Source organism: Aeromicrobium sp. Leaf245 (assembly GCF_942548115.1).
GTDB lineage: Bacteria > Actinomycetota > Actinomycetes > Propionibacteriales > Nocardioidaceae > Aeromicrobium.
The window spans coordinates 3,386,382-3,409,369 of record NZ_OW824151.1 but is presented as its reverse complement, the minus strand read 5'-3'; the positions used below and the strand labels follow the sequence as shown (position 1 = coordinate 3,409,369).

24 protein-coding genes are annotated in these 22,988 nt (G+C 73.1%); 9 read left to right on the top strand and 15 right to left on the bottom strand.

What is annotated here, in order from left to right; all coding sequences use genetic code 11:
* Positions 1 to 37 precede the first annotated feature (37 nt).
* Genes nth through NBW76_RS16555 form a run of 5 tightly spaced genes read left to right on the top strand, consistent with a single transcriptional unit; the run spans position 38 to position 4,086 of the window.
* Positions 38 to 769 carry an endonuclease III gene (gene nth, locus NBW76_RS16575; protein WP_055970006.1) on the top strand — a complete coding sequence of 244 codons (732 nt, stop codon included), beginning with the start codon at positions 38 to 40 and terminating at the stop codon, positions 767 to 769.
* Complete coding sequence (locus NBW76_RS16570; protein ID WP_055970003.1) at positions 766 to 1,404, top strand: TlpA disulfide reductase family protein; 639 nt, start codon at positions 766 to 768, stop codon at positions 1,402 to 1,404. The genes nth and NBW76_RS16570 overlap by 4 nt, the downstream gene beginning before the upstream one ends.
* Positions 1,401 to 2,099, top strand: coding sequence for a CoA pyrophosphatase (locus tag NBW76_RS16565; protein WP_055970000.1), 699 nt, complete (start codon positions 1,401 to 1,403; stop codon positions 2,097 to 2,099). The genes NBW76_RS16570 and NBW76_RS16565 overlap by 4 nt, the downstream gene beginning before the upstream one ends.
* A complete protein-coding gene (locus NBW76_RS16560) occupies positions 2,096 to 3,271 on the top strand; it encodes a MarP family serine protease (RefSeq protein ID WP_055969997.1) in 1,176 nt (391 codons plus the stop codon). Before NBW76_RS16565 ends, NBW76_RS16560 begins: the two co-directional genes overlap by 4 nt.
* Positions 3,271 to 4,086 (top strand): hypothetical protein, encoded by an 816-nt coding sequence (locus NBW76_RS16555; protein WP_056552847.1) that lies wholly within the window; start codon positions 3,271 to 3,273, stop codon positions 4,084 to 4,086. Before NBW76_RS16560 ends, NBW76_RS16555 begins: the two co-directional genes overlap by 1 nt.
* Before the next feature lie 9 nt (positions 4,087 to 4,095).
* On the opposite strand, the gene NBW76_RS16550 is transcribed toward NBW76_RS16555, so the two are convergent.
* The 11 genes from NBW76_RS16550 to NBW76_RS16500 all read right to left on the bottom strand — a co-directional run bounded on the left by NBW76_RS16550 (position 4,096) and on the right by NBW76_RS16500 (position 15,749).
* Positions 4,096 to 4,539, bottom strand: a complete 444-nt coding sequence (locus tag NBW76_RS16550) for a phage holin family protein (protein WP_055969992.1) — start codon at positions 4,537 to 4,539, stop codon at positions 4,096 to 4,098.
* Between the two features lie 396 nt (positions 4,540 to 4,935).
* Positions 4,936 to 6,942 carry an acetate--CoA ligase gene (acs, locus tag NBW76_RS16545; protein ID WP_200932648.1) on the bottom strand — a complete coding sequence of 669 codons (2,007 nt, stop codon included), beginning with the start codon at positions 6,940 to 6,942 and terminating at the stop codon, positions 4,936 to 4,938.
* A gap of 184 nt (positions 6,943 to 7,126) precedes the next feature.
* Entirely contained in the window at positions 7,127 to 8,761 is a 1,635-nt protein-coding gene (locus NBW76_RS16540) for a cation acetate symporter (RefSeq protein WP_055969731.1), read from the bottom strand.
* On the bottom strand, positions 8,758 to 9,096 hold the full coding sequence (locus tag NBW76_RS16535) for a DUF485 domain-containing protein (protein ID WP_082480128.1): 339 nt from the start codon (positions 9,094 to 9,096) through the stop codon (positions 8,758 to 8,760). The genes NBW76_RS16540 and NBW76_RS16535 overlap by 4 nt, the downstream gene beginning before the upstream one ends.
* Before the next feature lie 306 nt (positions 9,097 to 9,402).
* A complete protein-coding gene (locus tag NBW76_RS16530) occupies positions 9,403 to 10,902 on the bottom strand; it encodes a cation acetate symporter (RefSeq protein ID WP_055969727.1) in 1,500 nt (499 codons plus the stop codon).
* Positions 10,899 to 11,297: a hypothetical protein gene (locus NBW76_RS16525; protein WP_055969724.1), complete on the bottom strand. Its 399-nt coding sequence runs from the start codon at positions 11,295 to 11,297 to the stop codon at positions 10,899 to 10,901. The genes NBW76_RS16530 and NBW76_RS16525 overlap by 4 nt, the downstream gene beginning before the upstream one ends.
* Before the next feature lies 1 nt (position 11,298).
* Positions 11,299 to 12,063, bottom strand: coding sequence for a LytTR family DNA-binding domain-containing protein (locus NBW76_RS16520; protein ID WP_055969722.1), 765 nt, complete (start codon positions 12,061 to 12,063; stop codon positions 11,299 to 11,301).
* Between the two features lie 20 nt (positions 12,064 to 12,083).
* The gene (locus NBW76_RS16515; RefSeq protein WP_056552841.1) at positions 12,084 to 13,214 is read right to left on the bottom strand and encodes a sensor histidine kinase; all 1,131 of its coding nucleotides are present in this window, start codon (positions 13,212 to 13,214) and stop codon (positions 12,084 to 12,086) included.
* A gap of 553 nt (positions 13,215 to 13,767) precedes the next feature.
* Positions 13,768 to 14,379 (bottom strand): energy-coupling factor transporter transmembrane protein EcfT, encoded by a 612-nt coding sequence (locus tag NBW76_RS16510; RefSeq protein ID WP_056552839.1) that lies wholly within the window; start codon positions 14,377 to 14,379, stop codon positions 13,768 to 13,770.
* Between the two features lie 24 nt (positions 14,380 to 14,403).
* The gene (locus tag NBW76_RS16505; RefSeq protein ID WP_055969713.1) at positions 14,404 to 15,099 is read right to left on the bottom strand and encodes an energy-coupling factor ABC transporter ATP-binding protein; all 696 of its coding nucleotides are present in this window, start codon (positions 15,097 to 15,099) and stop codon (positions 14,404 to 14,406) included.
* Between the two features lie 41 nt (positions 15,100 to 15,140).
* Positions 15,141 to 15,749, bottom strand: coding sequence for a biotin transporter BioY (locus NBW76_RS16500; RefSeq protein WP_056552836.1), 609 nt, complete (start codon positions 15,747 to 15,749; stop codon positions 15,141 to 15,143).
* 114 nt (positions 15,750 to 15,863) lie between these two features.
* Here NBW76_RS16500 and NBW76_RS16495 point away from each other — a divergent pair, with 114 nt between their 5' ends.
* Together NBW76_RS16495 and NBW76_RS16490 are read left to right on the top strand one after the other, a co-directional pair.
* The gene (locus NBW76_RS16495; protein WP_055969707.1) at positions 15,864 to 16,346 is read left to right on the top strand and encodes a TetR family transcriptional regulator; all 483 of its coding nucleotides are present in this window, start codon (positions 15,864 to 15,866) and stop codon (positions 16,344 to 16,346) included.
* Positions 16,347 to 16,411: 65 nt separating this feature from the next.
* Positions 16,412 to 17,521, top strand: a complete 1,110-nt coding sequence (locus NBW76_RS16490) for a glycosyltransferase family 4 protein (protein ID WP_055969704.1) — start codon at positions 16,412 to 16,414, stop codon at positions 17,519 to 17,521.
* Here the strand turns inward: NBW76_RS16490 and NBW76_RS16485 are convergent.
* The 4 genes from NBW76_RS16485 to NBW76_RS16470 form a co-directional block, all read right to left on the bottom strand.
* Positions 17,505 to 18,236, bottom strand: a complete 732-nt coding sequence (locus NBW76_RS16485) for a hypothetical protein (protein ID WP_156364682.1) — start codon at positions 18,234 to 18,236, stop codon at positions 17,505 to 17,507. The two genes, NBW76_RS16490 and NBW76_RS16485, sit on opposite strands and share 17 nt — an antisense overlap.
* Positions 18,237 to 18,271: 35 nt before the next feature.
* The gene (locus NBW76_RS16480) at positions 18,272 to 18,904 is read right to left on the bottom strand and encodes a methyltransferase domain-containing protein (RefSeq protein WP_055969699.1); all 633 of its coding nucleotides are present in this window, start codon (positions 18,902 to 18,904) and stop codon (positions 18,272 to 18,274) included.
* A 31-nt stretch (positions 18,905 to 18,935) separates the two neighbouring features.
* Positions 18,936 to 19,685, bottom strand: a complete 750-nt coding sequence (locus tag NBW76_RS16475) for an FkbM family methyltransferase (RefSeq protein ID WP_055969694.1) — start codon at positions 19,683 to 19,685, stop codon at positions 18,936 to 18,938.
* A gap of 103 nt (positions 19,686 to 19,788) precedes the next feature.
* Positions 19,789 to 20,487, bottom strand: a complete 699-nt coding sequence (locus NBW76_RS16470; RefSeq protein WP_055969691.1) for an FkbM family methyltransferase — start codon at positions 20,485 to 20,487, stop codon at positions 19,789 to 19,791.
* A gap of 82 nt (positions 20,488 to 20,569) precedes the next feature.
* Here NBW76_RS16470 and NBW76_RS16465 point away from each other — a divergent pair, with 82 nt between their 5' ends.
* Both NBW76_RS16465 and NBW76_RS16460 read left to right on the top strand, forming a co-directional pair.
* Complete coding sequence (locus NBW76_RS16465; RefSeq protein ID WP_056552827.1) at positions 20,570 to 21,721, top strand: hypothetical protein; 1,152 nt, start codon at positions 20,570 to 20,572, stop codon at positions 21,719 to 21,721.
* Positions 21,718 to 22,986, top strand: coding sequence for a lipopolysaccharide biosynthesis protein (locus tag NBW76_RS16460; RefSeq protein WP_056552824.1), 1,269 nt, complete (start codon positions 21,718 to 21,720; stop codon positions 22,984 to 22,986). Before NBW76_RS16465 ends, NBW76_RS16460 begins: the two co-directional genes overlap by 4 nt.
* Positions 22,987 to 22,988 lie beyond the last annotated feature (2 nt).

Sequence of the window (22,988 nt, the reverse complement as noted above, 5' to 3'; positions counted from 1 at the left end):
CCGGGCCGGTGTCGGTGTCGCCACGTACTCTGGCACCGTGCCGGACGTCGCCCTCGGGGGTTCCCCCAAGCCTCCGACGAGCCTCGTGCGCCGGGCCCGCAAGACCCACCGGGTGCTCGCCGAGACCTATCCGGAGGCAGGCTGCGAGCTCGACTTCGCCACCCCGTTCGAGCTCCTCGTCGCGACCGTGCTGTCGGCTCAGACCACGGATCGGCGGGTCAACGCGGTCACGCCGGTCCTCTTCGCCGCCTACCCCGACGCCACCGCGCTCGCGGCCGCCCCGCGCGAGCACGTCGAGGAGATCATCCGGTCGACGGGCTTCTACCGGGCCAAGACCGACAGCGTCGTCCGGCTCGCCGCGGCCCTGGTCGAGCGGTTCGACGCCGAGGTGCCGCCCCGGCTGCGCGACCTGGTCACGCTGCCCGGGGTGGGACGCAAGACCGCCAACGTGGTGCTGGGCAACGCGTTCGACGTGCCGGGCCTGACCGTCGACACGCACTTCGCGCGGCTCGTGCAGCGCTTCGAGTGGGTCGACCCGGTGACGGCCAAGGACCCGGTCAGGACCGAGCACGCCGTGGCCGCGCTGTTCCCCCGCAAGGACTGGACGATGCTCAGCCACCGCCTCATCTGGCACGGACGCCGCCGCTGCCACGCCCGCAAGCCGGCCTGTGGCGCCTGCCCCGTGGCCCACTGGTGCCCGGCCTTCGGCGCCGGACCCACCGATCCCGTCGAGGCCGAGAAGCTGGTCACCACGCAGGGCCGCGCGTGAGGAGGCTCGCCATCGCCGCCGTCGCGACGGCCTTGCTGCTCACCGCCTGCAGCGACGTCGACACCGGACCGGACAAGCCGACCTTCGGCGGCACGGCCGGTCCCGGCGCCCCCGCCGCAGACCCCGACACCACCGCGGCGCGCGCCGCGGCCCAGGACGCCGGCATCCGCCCGTGCTCCGACCTGCGCCTCGACGACGCCCCCGCCTCCGGTGACGCCGCCCTTCCCGAGCTCGAGCTGGCGTGCCTCGGCGCCGACGGCACGGTCGACCTCTCCCGCCTGCGCGGACCGGCGGTCGTGAACCTGTGGGCCAGCTGGTGCAAGCCCTGCCGCGAGGAGCTCCCGCTGCTCGCCCGGCTCGACGAGCGGACCGGGGACCGGCTCACCGTCGTCGGGATCGACGTGCAGGACAGCGACCCGGAGGCGGCCGTGCGGCTCGCGTCCGACGCCGGCGTCACCTATCCCCAGCTCGTCGACCCGGACTCCACCACGCGCGGTCCGTTGCGCGTCGTCGGCCTGCCGCAGACGGTCTTCGTCGACGCGCAGGGAAGAATGGTCGCCACCGAGCGGGTCCCGTTCACCTCGTACGACGACCTGACCGCCGCCGTCCGTCAGCACCTGGAGGTCCAGCCGTGAGCCCTGAGGCCTCCGCGGGGCGCGCGCCGGCCGACGGCCCCACGCCGTCCGGGCTTCCCGACTGGCTCGTGCCGCTCGCCGACCTGGCCGGCTCGGTGCAGGCCGAGCAGCTGGCACCCCGGTTCCCGCACCCTCCGCCCGACGCCCGACCGGCCGCCGTCCTCATCTGCTTCGCCGACGGTGAGCACGGTCCCGAGCTGCTGCTCACCGAGCGCGCGCCGACGTTGCGCAACCACGCCGGCCAGATCTCCTTCCCGGGCGGGGCGTGCGACCCCGACGACGCCGACGCGGCGGCCACGGCCCTGCGCGAGGCCCAGGAGGAGGTCGGGCTCGACCCCGCCCAGGTCACGGTCTTCGGCACGCTCCCCACGCTCTGGCTGCCGCCCAGCAACTTCGCCGTGACCCCGGTGCTCGGCTACTGGTCGGCGCCGCGTCGGCTCGAGCCGGTCTCGGCGGCCGAGGTGGGGCACGTGATCCACCACCCCCTCCGGCTGCTCGTCGACCCCGACAACCGGTTCAGCGTCGAGCACCCGTCGGGCTGGCGCGGTCCGGCGTTCGAGATCGGCACCGAGATGCCGCTGTGGGGCTTCACCGCCGGCATCATCTCGAGGCTGTTCGAGCGGCTCGGCTGGGCCGAGCCGTGGGACGACACCGTGACCCGCGCCCTGCCCGAGCCGCCGGAGGCGTCGTCATGAGCTCCCTCGACGTCATCATCGCCGTCCTGCTCGTGGCCTACGCGGTCTCGGGGTACGTGCAGGGGTTCGTGGTCAACCTGGTGGCCACCACGGGCCTCGTGGTCGGCGGCGCCGGCGCCATCTGGCTCGTCCCGCGCCTGCTCGACCGGCAGGACCCCTCCCTGACCACCTCGCTGCTGGGCCTCGGCATCGTCATCGGCGCGGCCGCCGTCGGGCAGGCGGTCGGCACGTACGTCGGCACCGACCTGCGCGGCGGCCTCAGGGCCTCGCCCCTGCGCGCGGTCGACGCGGTCGGCGGTGCCGCGCTGAGCATGGTCGCGGTCCTCGTCGCGTCCTGGGCGCTCGGCTACGCGGTCAGCGGCACCTCCATCCCGTACCTGGCCAAGGCGTCGCGCGACTCCACCGTGCTGGCCAAGGTCGACTCCGTCATGCCCGGTGCCGCCACCGACACGCTGCGTGCCTTCAGCCGGACCCTCGACGCGAACCTCTTCCCGCGGTACATCGACCCGTTCGCCGACGAGACCATCACGGCCGTCGGACCGCCCGACGACGCCACGCTCTCGCAGCCGGGGGTGCGCGAGGCGTCGCGCAGCGTGGTCAAGATCCTCGGCTCGGCCGAGTGCGGGCGGGGGATCGAGGGGTCGGGGTTCGTGTACGCCCCGGGTCGCGTCATGACCAACGCCCACGTCGTGGCCGGGGTCGACGACCCGACCGTCACGGTCGAGGGCGAGCGGCGCCTCGACGGGCGCGTCGTCGTCTTCGACCCCGAGCTCGACCTCGCCGTGATCGCCACCGACGACCTCGGCGTGCCCGCCCTCGAGCTCGACACCTCCGGTGTGGCCGGCCAGGAGGCGGCTGTGCTGGGCTACCCCGAGAACGGACCCTTCGACGCGCGGGCGGCCCGGATCCGCTCGCAGCTCACGTTGCGCAGCCCCGACATCTACGACCGCGGACAGGTGCTGCGCGAGGCGTTCTCGGTGCGCAGCCTGGTCCGCTCCGGCAACTCCGGCGGACCGCTCGTGAGCACCGACGGCGCGGTGCTCGGCGTCATCTTCGCGGCCTCGGTGTCCGACAGCTCCACCGGCTACGCCGTCACCGCCGAGCAGGCGCAGGACGACGCACGCGAAGGCATCTCCGCCGACCGGGCCGTCGACACCGGGAGGTGTGCCTGATGCGCGGACTGCTGGCCACGGTGGCCGGGCTCGTGGCCGTGGTGGCGCTCGCCGTCGCCCTCCCGGCGGCCTGGACGAGCACCTACGTCGAGGACCAGGAGGGGTTCGTCTCGCTGTCGCGCGACGTGACCGGGACGGCCGCGGTGCGCGACAGTGCCGCGGCGCTCGTGGCCGACCGGCTCGTGGAGCAGGCCGGCCTGCCCTCGCAGGTGGCCGAGTCCGGACGTCGTCTGCTCGAGGAGGCGGCGGACCGCGCCCTCGCCGACCGCCGCGTCGCCGCCGCCTGGGAGGAGACGCTGCGACGCACGCACGCCGCCCTGCTCGACGACCCGGCCGCCGGCTCGGCCCCCTCGACCGTCCCGCTCGACCTCGCCCCGCTCGCCGCCCTGGTGGCCGACCGCTCCGACGGCCTGGTGCAGGCGCCCGACCAGCTGGTGGTGGAGGTGGCCGGCGGCCCGTCGGGCACCTCGCTGCGTGCCGTCGACGCGAGCCCGCGCCTGGCGCTGGGTGCCGGGGCGGTGGCGGCGGTCGCCGCGGCGGTGGCGCTGCTGGCAGCCCGGCGTCGTTCCGTCGTCCTCGTCTGGCTCGGGGTCGGCGCGGCCGCGGCCGCGGGCGCCGACGCCGCCCTCGCGCGGCTCGTGCGTGACCGCGCGGTCTCCGACGCCGGTGCGAGCGGCCTGCAGGCCGACCTGCTCCGCGCCCTGGCCGACGTCGGCGTGACGTCGTTCGACGGGTGGCTCGTCTGGACCGCCCTCGGCGGGGCCGTGGCGGTCGTGCTCGGCGTGGTCGGCGCGCTCGTGGGGCGGCGCGCGTAGCGGCCGGCTCTAGCGTCGGGCCGCGCCGCTTCCCTGGTGCTGGCCCTTGAGCGCCGCGGGGATCTGCTTGGCGGTGGCGATCGTCTTCTGCGGTGCGCGGATCTTCTTCATGAGCCGCACGCCCACCAGGACCAGGACGCCGGCGAGCAGCACGTAGGCGCCGGCCACGATCAGGAAGCACCACGCGGGGTGCAGGCCGGTCATCGACAGCAGGAACGCGAAGGCGATCGAGACCAGGATGATCACCAGCAGCCCGATGAACCCGGCGACGGCGAAGAGTGCCGCGCCCACGCCGCCGGCCTTCGCGCTGACCACGAGCTCGCTCTTGGCCAGGGCGATCTCGGACTGGACGAGCGCGGAGATGTCACGACTGGCGTCGGCGACGAGCCGACCGATCGTCGGCTCGTCCTGCTGCTCCGGCTGGATCGGTCGCACGGGCTCGCGATGACTCATGACGCCACCCCCGTCGAAGGAGCATGGTACGGGCGTGTCGTCATGACGTGTCGGTGATTCGCTCGCTGGCGCTCGCTCATGGGACGACCCTACCGGCGGTCAGCGGTGTGGCGCGCGGCCACCGGCGGGCCGCGACGACGATCAGGGAGAGGGGTCAGGCACCGAGGAGGCGCAGCAGCACGCCCGTGAGGGAGGCCCCGGCGACCACCGAGGCAGCGAACACGATGTCGATGCGGGATGAGGAGTCCATGGCTCCAGCCTCCCCGGCCCGGATGAGGAACGGCTGAACGGAACCTGACCCGCTGCTGTCGATCCCCCGCCTCCTGCATGACGTACCAGCACGACGCCCCCGCGCCGGGTGGCGTGGGGGCGTCGTGGCGAGCGTGGACCGGGAGGTCAGTCCTCCTGGTTCTTGCTGTCGCCGATGCCGGCGGAGATGAGGTCCATCACCGACGAGTCGGCCAGGGTGGTGGCGTCGCCGACCTCGCGGTTCTCGGCGACGTCGCGCAGCAGGCGGCGCATGATCTTGCCCGACCGGGTCTTGGGCAGCTCGGGCACGACCATGATCTGGCGCGGCTTGGCGATCGGGCCGATCTCCTTGGCCACGTGGTTGCGCAGCTCGGCGACCACGTCCTCGCCCCCGTCACCCGCGGACTCCCGGAGGATGACGAACGCGCACACGGCCTGGCCGGTGGTCTCGTCGGCGGCACCGACCACGGCCGCCTCGGCGACCTTCGGGTGCGAGACGAGCGCCGACTCGATCTCGGTGGTCGAGAGCCGGTGGCCCGAGACGTTCATGACGTCGTCGACCCGGCCGAGCAGCCAGATGGCGCCGTCGTCGTCCTTCTTGGCGCCGTCGCCGGCGAAGTAGTAGCCCTGGGCCTTGAACCGCGACCAGTAGGTCTCCTCGTAGCGGTCGTCGTCGCCCCAGATGGTGCGGAGCATCGACGGCCACGGCTCGGTGATCACCAGGTAGCCGCCCTCGCCGTTGCCGACGGGGTTGCCGGCGTCGTCGACGACCTCGGCGGTGATGCCGGGGAACGCCGTCATCGCCGATCCCGGCTTGGCGGCGGTGACGCCGGGCAGGGGGGTGATCATGTGGGCGCCGGTCTCGGTCTGCCACCACGTGTCGACGATCGGGGTCGCCCCGGCGCCGATGGTGTCGCGGTACCAGACGTAGGCCTCGGGGTTGATCGACTCACCGACCGTGCCGAGGATCCGCAGGCTCGAGAGGTCGTGCTCGGCGGGGATCTGCTCGCCCCACTTCATGCACGTGCGGATCGCGGTGGGCGCGGTGTAGAAGAGGCTGACCTTCTTGTCGGCGATGATCTCCCACCAGCGGCCCTTGTGCGGGGTGTCGGGGGTGCCCTCGTACAGCACCTGCGTGGCGCCGTTCGCCGTCGGGCCGTACGTGATGTAGGAGTGTCCGGTGATCCAGCCGACGTCGGCGGTGCACCAGTACACGTCGTCGCTCTTGTGGTCGAACGTCGCCCAGAACGTGTACGCCGCCTGGGTCAGGTAGCCGGCCGACGTGTGCAGGATGCCCTTGGGCTTGCCCGTGGTGCCCGACGTGTACATGACGAAGAGCGGGTGCTCGCTGTCGAACTCGGTGAAGCGGTGGTCGGTGGACGACTCGTCGACGACCTCGTGCCACCACACGTCGACGTCACCGTTCCACGGGACGTCCTCGCCGGTGCGGCGGACCACGAGCACGTTCTCGACGGGCGAGGCGTCGCCCAGCTTCGCCAGCGCCTCGTCGACGGCAGGCTTGAGCGCGGAGGCCTTGCCGCGGCGGTAGCCGCCGTCGGCGGTGATGACCAGCTTGGCCTCGCAGTCCTCGACCCGGCTCGCGAGCGCGTCGGAGGAGAAGCCGCCGAAGACGACGGTGTGGACGGCGCCGACGCGTGCCGAGGCGAGCATCGCGATGACGGCCTCGGGGATCATCGGCATGTAGATGGCGATCCGGTCGCCGGCCTCGACGCCGAGCTCCTCGATGGCGTTGGCGGCCTTGGACACCTCGTCCTTGAGCTGGGCGTAGGTCAGGTCGCGCGTGTCGCCGGGCTCGCCGACGAAGTGCAGGGCCACCTTCTCGCCGTCGCCGTTCTCGACGTGGCGGTCGACGCAGTTGTACGCCACGTTCAGCTTCCCGCCCACGAACCACTTCGCGAAGGGCGGGTTGCTCCAGTCGAGCACCTCCTCGAAGTCGGTGCCCCACGTGAGGCGGTGCGCGGCGTCGGCCCAGAAGCCGAGGCGGTCGGCGTCGGCGGACTCGTACACGTCGGCCTTCACGTTGGCCTGCGCGGCCAGGTCGGCGGGCGGCTCGAAGACGCGGTCCTCACGGGACAGGTTGCTGATGCCGTGCTCGCTCACAAGGTTCTCCTCGATCAGGGGGTACGTCTGCATGGTGGCTCAGGTGACAGGGTGCTTCAACTGCGGTTGCGCGGGGGTTGCCCGTTCGCCGGCACCGAGGTCGCTGCACCGGTGCCGTGGTGGCGGTGTCGTCGTGCGGGGTCGGGACGCCCCTGGACACGTCCCGACCCCACCCTTGCGCGTGCGGGGGGCCGGCGCGAACCGGGCCCCCGCGACGTCACTTCTCGGCGCCCGCTCCGGTGAGGGACCGGACCTCGAGCTCGGCGAACCGTGCCTCGCTCTCGGTCTCCTTCGAGGTGACCGTGCCCAGCCAGCCCATGAAGAAGCCGAACGGGATCGAGACGATGCCGGGGTTCTGCAGCGGGAACCAGGCGAAGTCCACCGTCGTGAACAGTGCCGTCTCCGAGCCCGACACCACGGGGCTGAAGACGACCAGCCCCACGGCTGACACGAGTCCGCCGTAGATGCTCCACGTCGCTCCGCGGGTGTTGAACCGCTTCCAGAACAGGTTGTAGAGCAGGGCCGGCAGGTTCGCCGAGGCCGCGACCGCGAAGGCCAGCGCCACCAGGAAGGCGACGTTGAGCTTCTGGCCGGGGATGGCCAGGGCGATCGCGACGCCGCCGATGAAGAAGGCCGCGATCCGCGCCACCTTCACCTCCTGCGCCCCGGTGACCTCACCCTTCTTGATCACGTTGGCGTACAGGTCGTGCGCGACCGACGACGCCGACGTCAGCGTCAGGCCGGCGACCACCGCGAGGATCGTCGCGAAGGCGACGGCCGAGATGAGGGCCAGCAGGATGGCGCCACCTGTCGTGCCGGCGCCACCACCGACGGCCTCCGCGAGCAGCGGGGACGCCAGGTTGCCGCCGGACTCGACGATGCGGTCCTTCGCGTCGCCCGTGACGAGCGCCGCGGCACCGAAGCCGAGGACGAGCGTCAGCAGGTAGAAGGTGCCGATGATGCCGATCGCCCAGAGCACCGAGACGCGGGCCTGCTTGGAGGTGGGCACCGTGTAGAAGCGCACCAGGATGTGCGGCAGGCCGGCCGTGCCGAGCACCAGCGCGATGCCGAGCGAGACGAAGTCGATCTTGCTCGTCAGGCTGACGCCGTACTTGAGGCCGGGCTCGAGGAAGGCGCTGCCCTGGCCGCTGTTGTCGGCCGCCTGGCCGAGCAGGTCGGACAGGTTGAAGTTGAACTTCGCGAGCACGAGGGCGGAGATGAGGATCGTGCCGAACATCAGCAGCACGGCCTTGACGATCTGCACCCAGGTGGTGCCCTTCATGCCACCGAACACGACGTACACGATCATCAGCACCCCGACGCCGGCGATGGTGAAGTTCTTCGCCGCCGCGGAGTCGACGCCCAGCAGGAGTGCCACGAGGGCGCCCGCGCCGACCATCTGGGCCAGGAGGTAGAAGATCGACACGACGATCGTCGACGTGGCCGCCGCGGTACGGACGGGCCGCTGCCGCATGCGGTAGGCGAGCTGGTCGGCCATGGTGAAGCGGCCGGAGTTGCGCAGGAGCTCGGCGATGAGCAGCAGCGCCACGAGCCAGGCGACGAGGAACCCGATGGAGTACAGGAAGCCGTCGTAGCCCGAGAGCGCGATGGCGCCGGAGATGCCGAGGAACGAGGCGGCCGACATGTAGTCGCCGCCGATGGCGAAGCCGTTCTGGAGGCCGCTGAAGGACCGTCCACCGGCGTAGTAGTCGGCGGCCGTCTTGGTGTTGCGGCTTGCCCAGAAGGTGATGCCGACGGTCAGGAGGACGACGAGGAGGAACAGCGTCGCCGTGAGGGCCTGGTGGCTGCCGGAGTCCGAGGAGGCGGCGGCGATCAAGGTCTGCGTGCTCACTGGCCGACCTCCTTGTCGAAGCCGACGAGCAGCTCGCCCGCGATGGGATCCATCTCGCGGGCCGAGTAGCGGGCGTACCACCAGGCGATGCCGAAGGTGGTCGCGAACTGCAGCAGGCCGAACAGCAGGGCGATGTTGATGTTGCCGAACACCTTGGTGCCCATGAATCCGGGCGCCCAGTTCGAGCACACGACGTAGAGGAGGTACCAGAGCATGAACGTCACCGTCATCGGGACGACGAACTTCAGGTACCGCCGCCGGAGCTCTGCGAACTCCGGCGTGGAATGGATGCGCTCGTAGGCCGCATGGACCTCGGGCGTGATCTTCTCAGCCACGGGTGGGCACCTCGTCTTCTGCGTGGGGTGGATGTCTGACCGGAGGGAACCGTCGCCGGTGTGACGTGGGTCCCACGGAGCGACGCTAGGGAGCGCGCACACCTGTGCGCCAGGTCACAACGACTCCTGTGCGGTCGGTGCCACGAGGGCTGCGGTGCGCGGCGCGGACGGTGCGACGAGCGGCGGTTCACGCGCGACGAGCGGTGTCGCTCTCTCCCACCCAGGGGTGGATCGTCAGCGAGGTGTCCGTGGTCGAGGATCCACCGATGCAGCCCCTGGTGGTGAGGATCCACCGATGGGGAGGGGTCAGCGCTGGACGTCGATGCGCTCGGGGGTGTGCAGGCGCACCATGGTGCGGGCGACGGTGCTCGGGACGCGGTCGCGCGTGAGCAGCGAGACGCCGATCATGAGACCGAAGCCGACGGGCACGCTCCACATGGCCGGCTGTGCGGCGAGGGTGCCCACCCAGCCGTCGGGACGGGCGGAGATGGCCACCACGGTGCCGAGCAGGGCGCTGAGGCCGCCCCCGGCCATGCCCGCCAGGGCACCCGGCGCCGTGAGCCCGCGCCACCAGATCCCGAGCACGAGCAGCGGGCAGAACGTCGAGGCGGCCAGGGCGAAGGCGAACGTCACCGAGCTCGCGACCGGGATCGGCTCGGCCACGAGGGCGAGGCCCAGCGGCACGAGCACGCAGACGGCCGCCGCGAGGCGCAGCGACGTGATGGGCGAGACCCGCCCGGCCAGCGGGCCGGCCGACGCGAGGCTCTGGCCGACGACGCCGGCGATCGCCATCGTCAGCCCGGAGGACGTGGAGAGGAACGCCGCGAACGCCCCCGCGGTCACGAGGGCCGAGAGCACCTCGCCGAGACCACCGCCGAGCACCCGTCCGGGCAGCTCGAGCACCACGGTGTCCGCCCGCCCGGAGGTCACCAGGTCCGAGGCGTACACCCGGCCGAGGACCCCGTAGACGGTCGGCAGGAGGTAGAAGCCGCCGATCAGTGCCAGCACGATGAGCGTGGTGCGACGCGCCGCATGACCGTCGGGGTTCGTGTAGAAGCGCACCACCACGTGCGGCAGGCCCATCGTGCCGAGGAACGTCGCGATCATCACCGAGTACGTCGTGTAGAGGCCCTGGGCGTCCGTGGTGCCCCACGGCTCGAACCAGGCCTCGGGCGCGACCGGGGACGGGGCGCCGTCGAGCGCCCACGCGCGCAGCAGGAAGACGGCGGGCACGAGGAGGGCGGTCAGCTTGAGCCAGTACTGGAAGGCCTGCACGAAGGTGATGCTCCGCATGCCGCCGGCCACGACGTTGACCACGACGATCGTCGCGACCAGGGCCATCCCCAGCCAGCCGGGTGCGCCGCTGACGGTCCGCAGCGTCAGCCCGGCGCCCTGGAACTGCGGCATCAGGTACAGCCAGCCCACGCCGACCACGAGGAGGGTGGCCGCCCGACGCACCGCCTTCGACTGCAGCCGGACCTGCGCGAAGTCCGGGATCGTGTACGCACCGGAGCGGCGCAGCGGTGCGGCGACGAGCACGAGCAGCAGCAGGTACCCCGCGGTCCAGCCGATCGGGTACCAGAGCACGTCGGGCCCCGAGGCGAGCACGAGCCCGGCGACCCCGAGGAACGAGGCGGCCGAGAGGTACTCGCCGCCGATCGCCGAGCTGTTGAGCGCCGGTGAGACCGAGCGCGACGCCACGTAGAAGTCGCTCGTCGTGCGGCTCACCCGCAGGCCGAAGGCCCCGATGCCGAGCGTGGCGATCGACACGAGCGCCACGGCCGCCACGGCGTAGGACGTGTTCACCGGTGCTCGGCCGCCTCGACGAGGGCGGCGAAGTCGGCCTCGGCGCGCTCGGCCCGCCGCACGTACACCCAGCCGACGAGCAGCAGCGCGGGGTAGACGAGCACGCCGAGGACGATCCACGGCAGCGGCACCGGTCCCACCTGGGTGCGGGCGAGGCCCGGCAGGAGCGTGAAGGCGAGCGGCAGCGACCCGATGCCCACGGCCAGGAGCGTGACGACGGCCAGCGCCGAGCGCAGCTGGGTGCGCACGAGCGAGCGGATGTACACCTCGCCGACGCCGGTCTCCTCGTCGATCTCCTCCCGTGCGCTGCGGCGCACGTGCGCCGGGGCCGTCGACAGCGGGCTCGTGATCCGCACCCGCCCCGACGACGGGGGCTGCTCGGGCGTCGCGTCCACGTCAGCGGCTCCGGTCGTGGATCCGGTCGCGCAGGAGCGGTGTGTGGCGTCGGGAGACCTGCAGCTCGGTGAGCTCGTCGCCGCGGGGCACCACCACGCTGCAGCGGCCGGCCTGCATGCGGACCTCGCGGACGTGTGCGAGGTTCACGGCGATGCTGCGGTGGATGCGCACGAAGCCGGCCTCGGACCAGGCGTCGACGAGGCCGGTCAGGGGGGTGCGCAGCAGGTGGCCGTGGCCGTCGGCGGTGTGCAGGCGCACGTAGTCGCCCTGCGCCTCGACGTGCGTGATGGTGGAGCGCCGCACGAAACGGGTCACGCCACCGAGCTCGACGGGGATCGTCTCGTCGGTCTCGGGTGTCGCCTCCCCGACGTCGACGGCCCGCCGGATGCTCTCGCGCAGACGCTCCTCGCGGATGGGCTTGAGGAGGTAGTCGACGGCGCCCAGCTCGAAGGCGTCGACCGCGTGGTTGTCGTGCGCCGTGACGAACACGATCCGCGGCGGCGTGCGGAACTGCCCGACGATGCGGGCCACGTCGATGCCGGACAGGCCCGGCATCGCGACGTCGAGGAACGCGAGGTCGATCCGGTCGGCCTCGAGCTTGCGCAGGGCCTCGGCCCCGGAGCGGGCCGTCTCGACGACGCCGACGCGGTCGTCGCGCCCGAGCAGGTAGACGAGCTCGTCGAGCACGGGCTGCTCGTCGTCGACGACGAGCGCGCGCAGGCCCGGAGCGGGCTCGGCGTGGCGCGTGCCGGCGACGTCGTCCATCCGGGGAGTGTAGAGCGACATCACGTCCGCGCGTCGGGCGAGAACTTCGGGATCCGCAGCGAGACCTTCGTGCCGAGGCCGGGTGCCGTCTCGACCACGATCCCGTGGTCGTTGCCGTAGACGGCGCGCAGGCGCTGGTCGACGTTGGCCAGCCCGATCGACCCGCCGCTCGCCCGGCCGGCGAGGGCCTCGCGCACCACGTCGGGGTCGCTGCCCACGCCGTCGTCCTCGATCTCGATGAGACAGGCGGTGCCGACGTCGCGCGCGACGACCGTGATGTGTCCGGGGCCGTCCTTCGGCTCGATGCCGTGGCGCACCGCGTTCTCGACGAGGGGCTGCACCGCCAGGAAGGGCAGGGCGACGTTGAGCACCTCGGGCGCCACGCTCGACGTCACGCGCAGGCGGTCCCCGAAGCGGGCGTTCTCCAGCGCCAGGTAGCGCTCGATCGACAGCAGCTCGTCGGCGAGGGTCGTGAAGTCGCCGTGGCGACGGAAGGAGTAGCGCGTAAAGTCCGCGAACTCCAGGAGCAGGCCGCGCGCCCGCTCGGGGTCGGTCCGCACGAAGGAGGCGATCGCGCCGAGGGAGTTGTAGATGAAGTGGGGGGAGATCTGGGCCCGCAGGGCGCGCAGCTCGGCCTCCATGAGCGCGGTCCGCGACGCGGCCAGCTCGCTCAGCTCGAGCTGGCTGGACATCCAGCGGGCCACCTCGGTGGTGGCTCGGACGATGCCGGCGGCGGGGTGGCTCGTGAGCACCACGAGCGTGCCGACGACCAGCTCGTCGACCACGAGCGGGGCGACCACCGCGCGGTCGGAGGCCTGGGTACGGCCCTCGGCCAGCACGGCCTCCACGAGGGGCGCGGCCAGGGCGTGGTCGCCCTCGCCCGAGGAGGCGAGCACGCCGGTGCCGTCGGTCAGTGCGGCGGGAGCCCCGCCCAGCAGGGCCCGGACGTGGGGCAGGGCGCCGGCTGCGCCGTCGGCGTCCAGCCCGGCCCGCAGGGCCGGAGCGGCCAGCGAGGCGGTGTGCAGGGTGGCGTAGGTCGCCAGGTCGTCGGGCCCACCGAGGGCGGCGTCGGGGCGGCGTGACCTGACCCAGACGAGCCCCACGAGCGCCGTCACCATCACGCCGACGACGGCACCGAGCAGCGCATCCATCCCAGGACCGTAGCGCCTGGGTCGCGCAGTGGCGGTCGGTCGCGGTCGGGCTGCGTCGCTGTGGCTGGGCGTCGGGGCGGGGCTGCGTTGCTGTGGCTGGGCGTCGGGGCGGGGCTGCGTTGCTGTGGCTGGGCGTCGGGGCGGGGCTGCGTTGCTGCGGCTGGGTCTCGCGGCGGCCTCCGAAAGGCCTCGACGGAGCGGGAGCGTCGGGCTCGTCCGAGCTCCCCGGCCCCCACTCCGCGTTGTGACGACTTCGCGTCGATCTCGCGGCGATCGATCGACTCCAACGCGTCAGAACGCGCGTTCTGGACAGTTCCGGGGCGTTCGAACCCCTCCGACCGCCCCGGAAGTGTCCGAATCGGGGGCCGCGGCCCGGGAGCCCCGCCGATGCGCTGGGTCCGCTCCGGTCGAGGCCCTTTCGGAGCCCACCGCCACGATGGCGGCAACCGGCGCAGCCCCGACCCCGGGCTCGGCCACCCTCGGCGGGTTTCGGACAGTTTCGGGGCGTTCGAACCCCTCCAACCGCCCCGGAAGTGTCCGAATCAGGGGCCCGTCAGTCGCCGAGGCCGCGCGCGGCGAGGGCGTCGCCGACATCGTGGGCGTGGGCGACCGTGCGCACGGCGAACGGCGCGAGGGTGGCGCGGGGGCTGCGCTCGAGGCCCCGCGCCTTGGCGGCCTCGCGGGTCTCGTCGAACAGCGTCATGACGGTGGGGATGGAGGAGATCGCCAGCGAGAAGGCGAGCGCGACGCGTTCGGGATCGACCCCGAGGGGGCGCAGCACGCCCGCGATGCGCACGATCGCGTCGAGCAGGTCGTCGGTGGCGGTCGTCGCGGTGAAGGTCGTGGCGAGCACGACGAGGGTCAGCGTCGTCGCCACGATCTCGACGGCCACCGGCCAGCCCCGCTGCCACGTCTGGAAGGCCGCCAGGACGGCGAGCACGGCGAGGAGCGGGCGGATCCCCAGGGCCAGCGAGCGCCACGGCACCCCGGCGTGCACGGCCACGCCGGTCGCGAGGCCGAGCGCGACGACCGGTGGCCAGGGCCCGCGCAGGGCCACCACCAGCACGCCGACGACCACGACCCCGAGCAGCTTGCGACCGGTCGGGACCCGGTGCCAGATCGAGTCACCGGGCACGTGCAGCCCGAGGGGGAGGGCCCGCCTCATCGACGCCGCCTCATCGACGCCGCCTCATCGTCGGGCGCTCTCGACGTAGTGCGCCACGGCGGCCTCAGGGTCGGCGTCGACGCTCACGCGCCCGTCCTCGACCACGAGCGCCCGGTCGCAGCGGCGCGCGAGGGCGAGGTCGTGCGTGACGAGGACGAGCTGCTGGGGCATGGAGAGCAGGCGTTCCTCCACCGCGCGGGCGTTGCGCAGGTCCAGCAGGGTGGTCGGCTCGTCGGCGACCACGACGGACGGCTCGCAGGCGAGCACGCCGGCGAGGGCCAGCATCTGCTGCTGACCGCCCGAGAGCGCGTGGACCGACGTGTCGGCGTGCTCGCCCAGGCCGATGTCGGCGAGCACGGCACGGGCGCGGGCCTCGCGCTCGCGCTTGTCGGGGACGTGACGGCGCAACGACAGCGCCACGTCCTCGAGCACGGTCGGCATCACGAGCTGCGCGGACGGCTGCGTGAACACGAAGCCCACGCGGCGACGCACCGCAGGACCGTCGGTGGCCACGTCGAGCCCGTCGACCCGCACGGTGCCGGTCGACGCGGTGACCAGACCGTTCACCAGCCGCGCGAGCGTGGACTTGCCCGAGCCGTTGGCGCCCACGACGACGACCCGCTGCTCGGTGAGGCGCGCGCTGACGTCGCGCAGCAGCGTCACGTGACCGTCGGCGGTGGGGGCCGTGACAGTGACGTCGGTCAGCTCGATCGTCGCCATGGGGTCAGTCTCGCCCAGCCGTCACGGGGTCCTCGCCGGGGTCATCGCCGCGTGAGCAGCTGCGGGAACGCGCGGTGCACGGCGGCGGCCACGACCGCGGCGACGGCGAGCTTGACCAGATCGGCCGGCACGTAGACCGCGGCGCCCTTGAGCGTCGTCCAGAGCGGGGTGTCGGCGTAGAGGGCGATGCCCAGACCGCCGGCGAACCAGCAGATCGCCTCGCCGACCAGCCCCCCGACGGCGACGACGGCGGCCGTCACGGCCACGCCGGCGGCCCGGGCGCGCTCGACCGCGAAGCCGACCGCGAGGGCCACGAACGGGAACGACCACAGGTACCCGGCGGTGACGCCGACGAACGGGGCGAGCCCGGCCTGGCCGCCGGCGAGCACCGGCAGACCGATCGCGCCCAGCGCCAGGTAGAGCGCGATGGCCAGGAACCCGCGCCGTGCGCCGAGCACCCCGCCGGCCAGGAAGACGGCGAACAGCTGCAGGGTGACCGGCACCCCGTTGACGCCGAAGGGCAGGGCGGCCACCACGGCGCACACCGCGGTGAGAGCGGCGAACACCGCCACGAGCGCGAGGTCGGTCGTGCTGAGGCGGCGTGAGCGCGGCGAGGTGGTGCTGGACTCGTGGGTGCTGGTGCTGGGCATCGTGCGTCCTTCGGCCGGTGGTCGGGGGGAGGTGACCAGGAGACTGAACAGCGTTCAGGTGAACGCCGTTCAGGTAGTGTGGCACATCCGCGACCCGACCGGGAGGAGACCACCGTGGCGAACAGCCTCGACGACGTCGTGGCGGGCTCCCTGCGCGTGCTGGACTCCTACGGCCTGGAGTTCTGCACCATGCGCCGGGTGGCCGCCGAGCTCGGCGTGCAGCCCGGTGCGCTCTACCACCACGTGGCCGACAAGCAGACCCTCCTGGGCCTCATGGCCGACCGGATCGTGGCCGACGTGCAGGTCGACGCGGACCTCGCCGCCACGTCGACCCGGCTGCGCGCCGCGATGCTGGCCGTGCGCGACGGTGCCGAGGTGGTGGCCACGACCGCCGCGTTCCGGCTCGGGGTCTTCGCGCTCGAGGAGGCGCTCGCCGCGCACAGCGACCGCGACGTCGCCCGCACCCTGCTGCTCTACGTCGTGGGGCACACCCAGGCCACCCAGCTGCACCGCCAGGCCGCCGCCGTCGGCATCGTCGAGGCCGACCCCGACCTCGACGCCTCGTTCCAGCGCGGGCTCGCCATCATCCTGCGGTGAGCGCACCGCAGGGCCAGTCCCGCCGAAGCGGCCCCGCCCCACGTCGGCGTTGCTAGCCTGCGCCTGTGCGGATCGCCTTCCTGGGGAACGGGATGACGGGCTACCTCGATGCCCAGTACCGAGCCCTCCATGCCCTCGGCCACGACCTGCTCGTGGTGCAGCCCGGTTCGCCCGACGTGGCCGTGGGCGCCATGCGCGACACCGCGTTCGGCGACCTCGGCATCGGCGAGTACGCCGACCACCTGCTGTGGTCGAGCGAGCCGACCCGTGCCGAGCTGGTCGAGCGGGTCTCCCGCTTCGACCCTGACGCGGTCGTGATGAGCGCGTGGAACTTCTCGCGGTCCTACCGCGCGGTGATGCGTGCGGTCCCGTCGTCGGTCGTGCGCATCCTGGTCATGGACAACCTCTGGCGTGGGGCCCCGCGGCAGTGGCTCGGCCGCGCCGTGAGTCGCTGGTACGTGGCGACGGTGGCCGACGTGGCGATGGTGCCGAGCGAGCGCAGCGAGATCTACGCCCGCATGCTGGGCTTCGGCCCGGGCGACGTGATCCGCGGCTCGCTCACGGCCGACGACGCCGTCTTCCACAGCGCCGAGCGCACGGCCGAGGAGATCGGGTCCCGGCGGCGCTTCCTGTGGTGCGGGCGCCTCGTCGACCACAAGGGCGTGGACGTCCTGGCCGGCGCCTACCGTCGCTACCGCGAGCTCACCGACGAGCCCTGGTCGTTGGACGTCGTCGGCATGGGACCCCAGGCAGACCTGCTGGACGACCTCGAGGGTGTCGTCCGGCACGGCTTCCTCGCCCCGCCGGAGGTGGCCGACCTGATGCGTCGCTCCTCGTGCTTCGTGCTGCCGTCGCACATCGAGCCCTACGGCGTGGTCGTCCACGAGGCCGCGGCGTGCGGCCTGCCCGTGCTCACCACCGACTTCGCCGGTGCTGCCGCCGGGTTCGTGCAGGACGGCGCCAACGGCTGGGTGGTCCCGGCGGGCGACGTCGAGGCGTGGGCCCGCGCGATGGTGCGCACGAGCGAGCTCCCCGCCGAGCGGCTCGCCGCGTTCTCGGACGTGAGCAGGTCGCTCGCCCGTCGCACGACCCCGGCCACCTGGGCCGCGAACCTCGCCGAGCAGGTCGAGCGTCGACGAGCGGCCGGCGGGGGTCGGCTCAGCGTGGGGGCTTGATCCAGAGCGCGGTGTCCCACACCCCGTTGGTGGTCCAGAGACGGCGCCATCCACCGGTGCGCTCGGCGAACTCCGCCCAGGGGGTCGTCGCCGGACGGCTCACGTGCCACGGGGAGCGTGTGGTGGACGGTAGGTAGGTCTCGGCGTTGTCGAGCACCAGCAGGCCGCCCGGTCGCAGCAGGGAGAGCGCGCGCAGAGCGCATCGGTCGCGGTACTCGCCGTCGACGAGCACGAGGCCCAGCGACTCCGGCTCCAGCTCGGGCACCGCGCCGACGTAGGCCGCCTCGTGCTCGGGGGTCTCGTAGCCCAGCTCGTCGAACGGCACGAGGTGCAGGTCGACGTTCGTGATCCGCTCCGTGCGCAGCCTCGCCGCGAGGTCGTCGTGCCAGGCCCGTGCCCCCTCGATCGAGGTCACGGAGGCGAGCCGCTGGGCCAGCCAGAGGGTGGTGCCGCCCGAGCCCCACTCGAGGGCGCGGTCGTCGGGGAGCAGCAGCTCGTCCAGCGCCTCCAGGGCGTCGGCCGTGATCCACGGTGGCTTGTCCGCGCGGCGGGCCGCCCACCGCGTGGACAGCGCGTCGGCGACCGTGCGCGGGAGCGTGCGTGGCCGCAGCTGCAGCGTCGGCGCCAGGTGGCCCGGCCGGCCGGCCGCCCACTGCGGGTGGCGACGCCGCCAGACCGATGTCGCCAGGGCGGACGTCACTCTTCCCGGTGGCATGGCAGGAGCATAGGGCAGCGTCAGCAGGTCGGACGTCAGCGGATCGCCTCGACGGCCATCTGCGCGCCGCCCTCCTCCACCCGGTTGTCGAGCCCGTCGAGCTCGGGGTGGTCGCTGCGTCCGAGCTCGGCGCGGGCGACCGACGAGAACCCGGCGCGGGTCAGCTCGGCCGCGAGGGTGGCGTCGTCGTACACGTAGCCCTCGTGGTGGCCGAACGAGGCGATCGGGATCCGGACCCAGTCGAGCGGGTGCTCCACCGTCAGCCCCATCTCCTCGTAGACACGTGCCTCGGCGTCGCCCCGCGGGGACGTGCCCGCGAGGTAGCGGTCGACGTGGGCGCGCAGGTCGGGGGTGACGAAGCGGATGACGCCGCCCGGGCGCAGGCACCGGTGCGCCTCGGCCATGAGGGCGCGGCCGGCCTCGAGCGGCAGGTGCTCGATGACGTTGTCGGAGTAGACGTGGGAGAGGGCGCCGTCCTCGATCGGCCACGGGGCCGTGGCGTCGAGGTAGAGCCGGGTGACCGCGTTGACGTTCGTGACCACCCAGCCCGGCCGGGGCTCGATGCCGCCGATCTCGAGCTTGAACGGACGCGCCGCCGACGCAAGGGCTCGACTCGCCCTCGCGCGGGCGAGCGGGGTGTTGGCGGCCATCACGGCGGGACGGACCACGGATCGGACTCGAGGGTGCACGGATGTCTTCCTAGCGGTCGTGGGAGGTGAGGACGAAGAGACCGTCGACCTGCAGGAGGCGACCGTCCTGGTCGGAGAAACCGGGCTCGAGCTGCTGGAGCCGGTAACCGGCCGAGGCCAGGTCCTGCACGAGCTCGTCGTGCAGCCGCTGGCCGGCGTAGAGCTCGACGAACGACAGCTCCAGCTGCACGGCCCCGAACCGGCCGAGGAGGTGGCCGGCGCCGGCGAGCACCTCGTCCTCGAAGCCTTGCGTGTCGATCTTGAGCAGGGTGCGCGCGGGGTCGATGCCGTGCTCCTGGACGATCGCGGCGACGGTCGTGACGGGCACCGTCTCGCTCGCGACGTAGTCCGACCCGGGTGCCGCGGTGCGGTGCTTGTCGGTCATGGCGCGGATCGAGGAGGAGAAGGAGTTGGCGGAGACGTTGATCCGCGTGCTGCCTGGCTCCGCACCGACCGCCGTGTGGTGCACCGACCACGCCGGGTCCTTGGCCGCCCTGGCGCTGAGCACCGCGTACGCGCCGGCCAACGGCTCGAAGCCGTGGATCGTCCCGCGGAAGCCTGCGCTGCGCAGGAGCGTGGCGAACTGCCCGACGTTGGCTCCGACGTCGAGCACCGTGTCGATGTCGCGCGAGCGGAGGGTCTGGGCGAGGTGCGAGGAGTAGGAGCCGCGACCGATCTGGAGGTCGGCGCGCTGCAGGGCTCGTCGCAGCGCGAGCTTGGCGGTCTCGCGCACGCGGTTGGCGATGGTCTGGTCGGTCACGGGGCTCCCTCGGGCCGGGGTCGGCACCCGTTCAACCGTCGAGCGCTGGGGAGGTTACGTGCGTTCGCGCGGCGGGTGGGGCCAGGCCGCGGCCCGAGCTCGCTCACGTCCGGACGAACACGCCGTCGGCCTGCAGCAGGCGCCCGGACGGGTCGCTGAACCCGGCGTCGATGGCGGCCATGGTGAACCCGTGGTCGTAGGCGAACGAGACGGCCTCGTCGACCAGCATGCCGCCGGAGTACAGCGGCACGAACGACAGCTCGAGCTGGAGCCCGACGGCCCGCTCGAGCATCGTCGGGCCGCCCGCGAGCACCTCGCGCTCGAAGCCCTGGGTGTCCAGCTTGAGGAACGGTCGACGGGCGGGGTCGTCGGCGAGCTCGTCGTCGAGCCGCGCCACCGTGATGGTCTCGGTGGCGACGTAGCCGACCTCGGGTGCCGCGGCCACGTGACGCTCGTCCATCGGCAGCAGCGAGCTGCTGTCGCTGTTGGAGGCGACGTTGATCTCGGCCTCGCCGGGGGAGGAGCCGAGTGCCCGGTTCCGCACGTCCCAGGCGGGGTCGTCGGCGGCGGCCGCCGCGAGGTCGGCGTAGGCGGCGGCGAGCGGCTCGAACGAGACGAGCCGTCCGGTGTACCCGAACGAGCGCACCTCGCGGGCGAACCCACCTCGGGCCGCACCCACGTCGACGACGAGGTCGACACCGGCGGCCGCCAGGATCCTCTGGCGCCGGGCGCCCGGGTGACGACGCAGCGCGAGGCCCCGTCGGGCCAGCGTCTCGACGGCGGTGCTCCTGAGCCAGGACATCGACACTCCTCTCGGAACCGGTCGGGAGGTCCCGGGGACGAATGTAGTCTTGGCGCGCCTCAGGACGACGACAGGAGCGCGCATGGCGGACCACGTGGCGACGCTCGTCGTGGATCCGGACCACACGGGACACCACTTCCAGTCCGTCTCCTTCGTCGTCGAGCAGGCGGTGCTCGGCGGTCCGGTGGTGCTGCTGACGTCGCACGGGGCCCGGGGCACCGAGGAGTTCGCGGCCCACCTCGCGGAGCTGCACGACGCCGGACGGGTCGAGGTCGTGGAGGCGCTCGACGGAGTCCTGCCGGCCACCGATGCCGTCGCGCGGGAGGTGGCCCGGGTCTGCCGCGAGCGCGGCGACGTCGGGCACGTGCTCGTCATGGACGGTGACCAGCCGCTCAAGCGCTGGTGGCTCGTGGCCCCCCGGGCGTTGAAGGACCTGCCGACGCGGCCCCGCGTGACCTTCATGCTCACCCGCTACCCGGCCCGGCTCGCGCTCACCGACCGCACCGGTTGGCGGCTGCGCGTGCCGAAGGCCACCCTGGCGCTCGCCGCCATGGCCCGACGGTGCCTGCACCGCGTCGTCGGGTTCTCCGGGCGCGACGACGTCGGGACCGGCTGGGTGGTCCGACGGATCGGCGATCCCAACGACGGGACCGCGCACGCCTCCGAGCGTGCACGGTGGCGGGCCGAGCTCGACCTGCCGCTCGACGCCCGGCTCGTCGGAGTCTTCGGGTTCGTCAGCGAACGCCGCAACGCGCCGATGATCCTCGACGCCCTCGTGGCGGAGGACCTGGACGCGGTCCTCGTGGTCGCCGGCGCGCTCACGCCGGAGGTCCGTGCCTGGGTCGAGGGTCTGGCGCCCCACCCGCGCGAACGCCTCCTCGTCCGCGACGCCTACCTCGACAACCCGACGCTCGACCGCTACATCGCCGCCATGGACGCGATCCCGCTGCTGCTCACCAACAACGGCCCGAGCGGCATCATGGGCAAGGCCGAGTCGGCCGGGGTCCCCGTGGTCACCGCCGGGTCCGTGGTGCGCGCCCGCGAGGCCCGTGCCCTGGGGGCGGGCGAGGCGTGCGACCTCGAGGTCGCGTCGGTCGGTCGGGCCCTGCGCACCGTGCTCGCACCGGGGTACCGGGTGACGACCAGGGAGAGCGACCTCGTCACGCCCGCCCGATACGCCCGCGCCATGCTCGGTACGTCGGAGCCGCGCGGACGACCGGACGAGAACCCGTGACGACCACCCAGGAGAGTGGGCGCTGGGGGGAGCGGATCGCCTGGCTCGCCGTCGTCAGCGGTGGCTTCGTCGTGCAGCTGCTCATGACGGTCAGCGGCGTGATCTCCGCCCGTCTGCTCGGCGTGGAGGGTCGCGGTGAGGTGGCCCTCGTCGTCGCCCTCTCCGGCACCGGAGCCGCCTTGACGCTCGGTGGGAGCCTGCCCAACGTCGTGATCAAGCGTCTCGCCGACCGAGGTCTCGCCGCACGCGACGGTCTGGGGCACCTCGCCCGGCGGTGGTCGGTCGTGGCCGTGCTCTGCGCCGTGCCCTTCGGCGTGGTGTTCGTGCTGACGCACGGCGACCTCTCCGCCTCGAGCACGTGGTGGCTGGGTGCGGCGGTGGTGCTGCTCGCACTCGAGAACATGGCGTTCCGCATCGTCACCTCGGCGCTGCTGGGGGAGGGCTCGTCGATGGCGCGGGTGGCCGTGGCGACGTTGCTCCCGCAGACCTTCGTCACCGCGAGCCTCGTGGTCGTGCTGACCGTCTCCGGCAGCGCCACGGCGCTCGGGGTGTGCCTGGTGATGGTGGGCTCGTTCGCACTCGGTCTCGTCGTCGGCGTGCGCCTGCTCGCGCCTCGACGCGGAGGGGAGCCGCTCGAGGAGTCCGACCTGTGGCGACTGGCCCGGTCCACGTACGTGGGCACGCTGGGCCCGATCGACGGCCTGGGCCTCGACCGCATCCTCGTGGGCGCGGTCGCCGGCACGGTCTCGCTCGGCCTCTACGCCACCGCCGGGGCCCTCGCCTCGCTCGCGGCCATGCTGGGATCCGGCATCGCCGTGGTGCTCCTGCCCCGCTTCTCCTCAGCCCAGGCCGCGGCCGACGGTGACGGCCGGCTCGTGCGCCGCAGCCTGGCCCTCTGCGTGGGTGTGCTCGTGCCCATCGTCGTCGTGGTCACCGTGCTCGCCGAGCCCGTCATCGAGATCGCCTTCGGCTCCGCGTTCCTCGACGCCGTGCCGATCGCCCACTGGCTCGTCCCCGCGATGGGGCTGCTGGGCCTGCGCCGCGTGCTCATCGCCATCCTGCAGGGGCGGGAGCGCGGCGGCACGGCCTCGCGGATCGAGTTCGCGCTGACCCCCGTCATGGTCGTCGGCGTGGTGCTGGCGGCGGGGTCGGAGTCGGCGACCGCGGTGGCGGTCGTGCTGCTGGGCGTGGCGATCGCGAGCGTGTCGCTGCTGTCGATCGCGGTTTGGCACACAACGCCCCGAACCCACCCTCCGGTGCCCTAGGC

Excerpts from the sequence above, each read along its gene's own strand:
- NBW76_RS16560 (WP_055969997.1), top strand. The coding sequence starts at position 2,096 with ATGAGCTCCCTCGACGTCATCATCGCCGTCCTGCTCGTGGCCTACGCG.
- NBW76_RS16555 (WP_056552847.1), top strand. The coding sequence starts at position 3,271 with ATGCGCGGACTGCTGGCCACGGTGGCCGGGCTCGTGGCCGTGGTGGCG.
- NBW76_RS16550 (WP_055969992.1), bottom strand. The coding sequence starts at position 4,539 with ATGAGTCATCGCGAGCCCGTGCGACCGATCCAGCCGGAGCAGCAGGAC.
- acs (WP_200932648.1), bottom strand. The coding sequence starts at position 6,942 with ATGCAGACGTACCCCCTGATCGAGGAGAACCTTGTGAGCGAGCACGGC.
- NBW76_RS16520 (WP_055969722.1), bottom strand. The coding sequence starts at position 12,063 with ATGGACGACGTCGCCGGCACGCGCCACGCCGAGCCCGCTCCGGGCCTG.
- NBW76_RS16515 (WP_056552841.1), bottom strand. The coding sequence starts at position 13,214 with ATGGATGCGCTGCTCGGTGCCGTCGTCGGCGTGATGGTGACGGCGCTC.
- NBW76_RS16510 (WP_056552839.1), bottom strand. The coding sequence starts at position 14,379 with ATGAGGCGGGCCCTCCCCCTCGGGCTGCACGTGCCCGGTGACTCGATC.
- NBW76_RS16505 (WP_055969713.1), bottom strand. The coding sequence starts at position 15,099 with ATGGCGACGATCGAGCTGACCGACGTCACTGTCACGGCCCCCACCGCC.
- NBW76_RS16500 (WP_056552836.1), bottom strand. The coding sequence starts at position 15,749 with ATGCCCAGCACCAGCACCCACGAGTCCAGCACCACCTCGCCGCGCTCA.
- NBW76_RS16485 (WP_156364682.1), bottom strand. The coding sequence starts at position 18,236 with ATGCCACCGGGAAGAGTGACGTCCGCCCTGGCGACATCGGTCTGGCGG.
- NBW76_RS16470 (WP_055969691.1), bottom strand. The coding sequence starts at position 20,487 with ATGTCCTGGCTCAGGAGCACCGCCGTCGAGACGCTGGCCCGACGGGGC.
- NBW76_RS16465 (WP_056552827.1), top strand. The coding sequence starts at position 20,570 with ATGGCGGACCACGTGGCGACGCTCGTCGTGGATCCGGACCACACGGGA.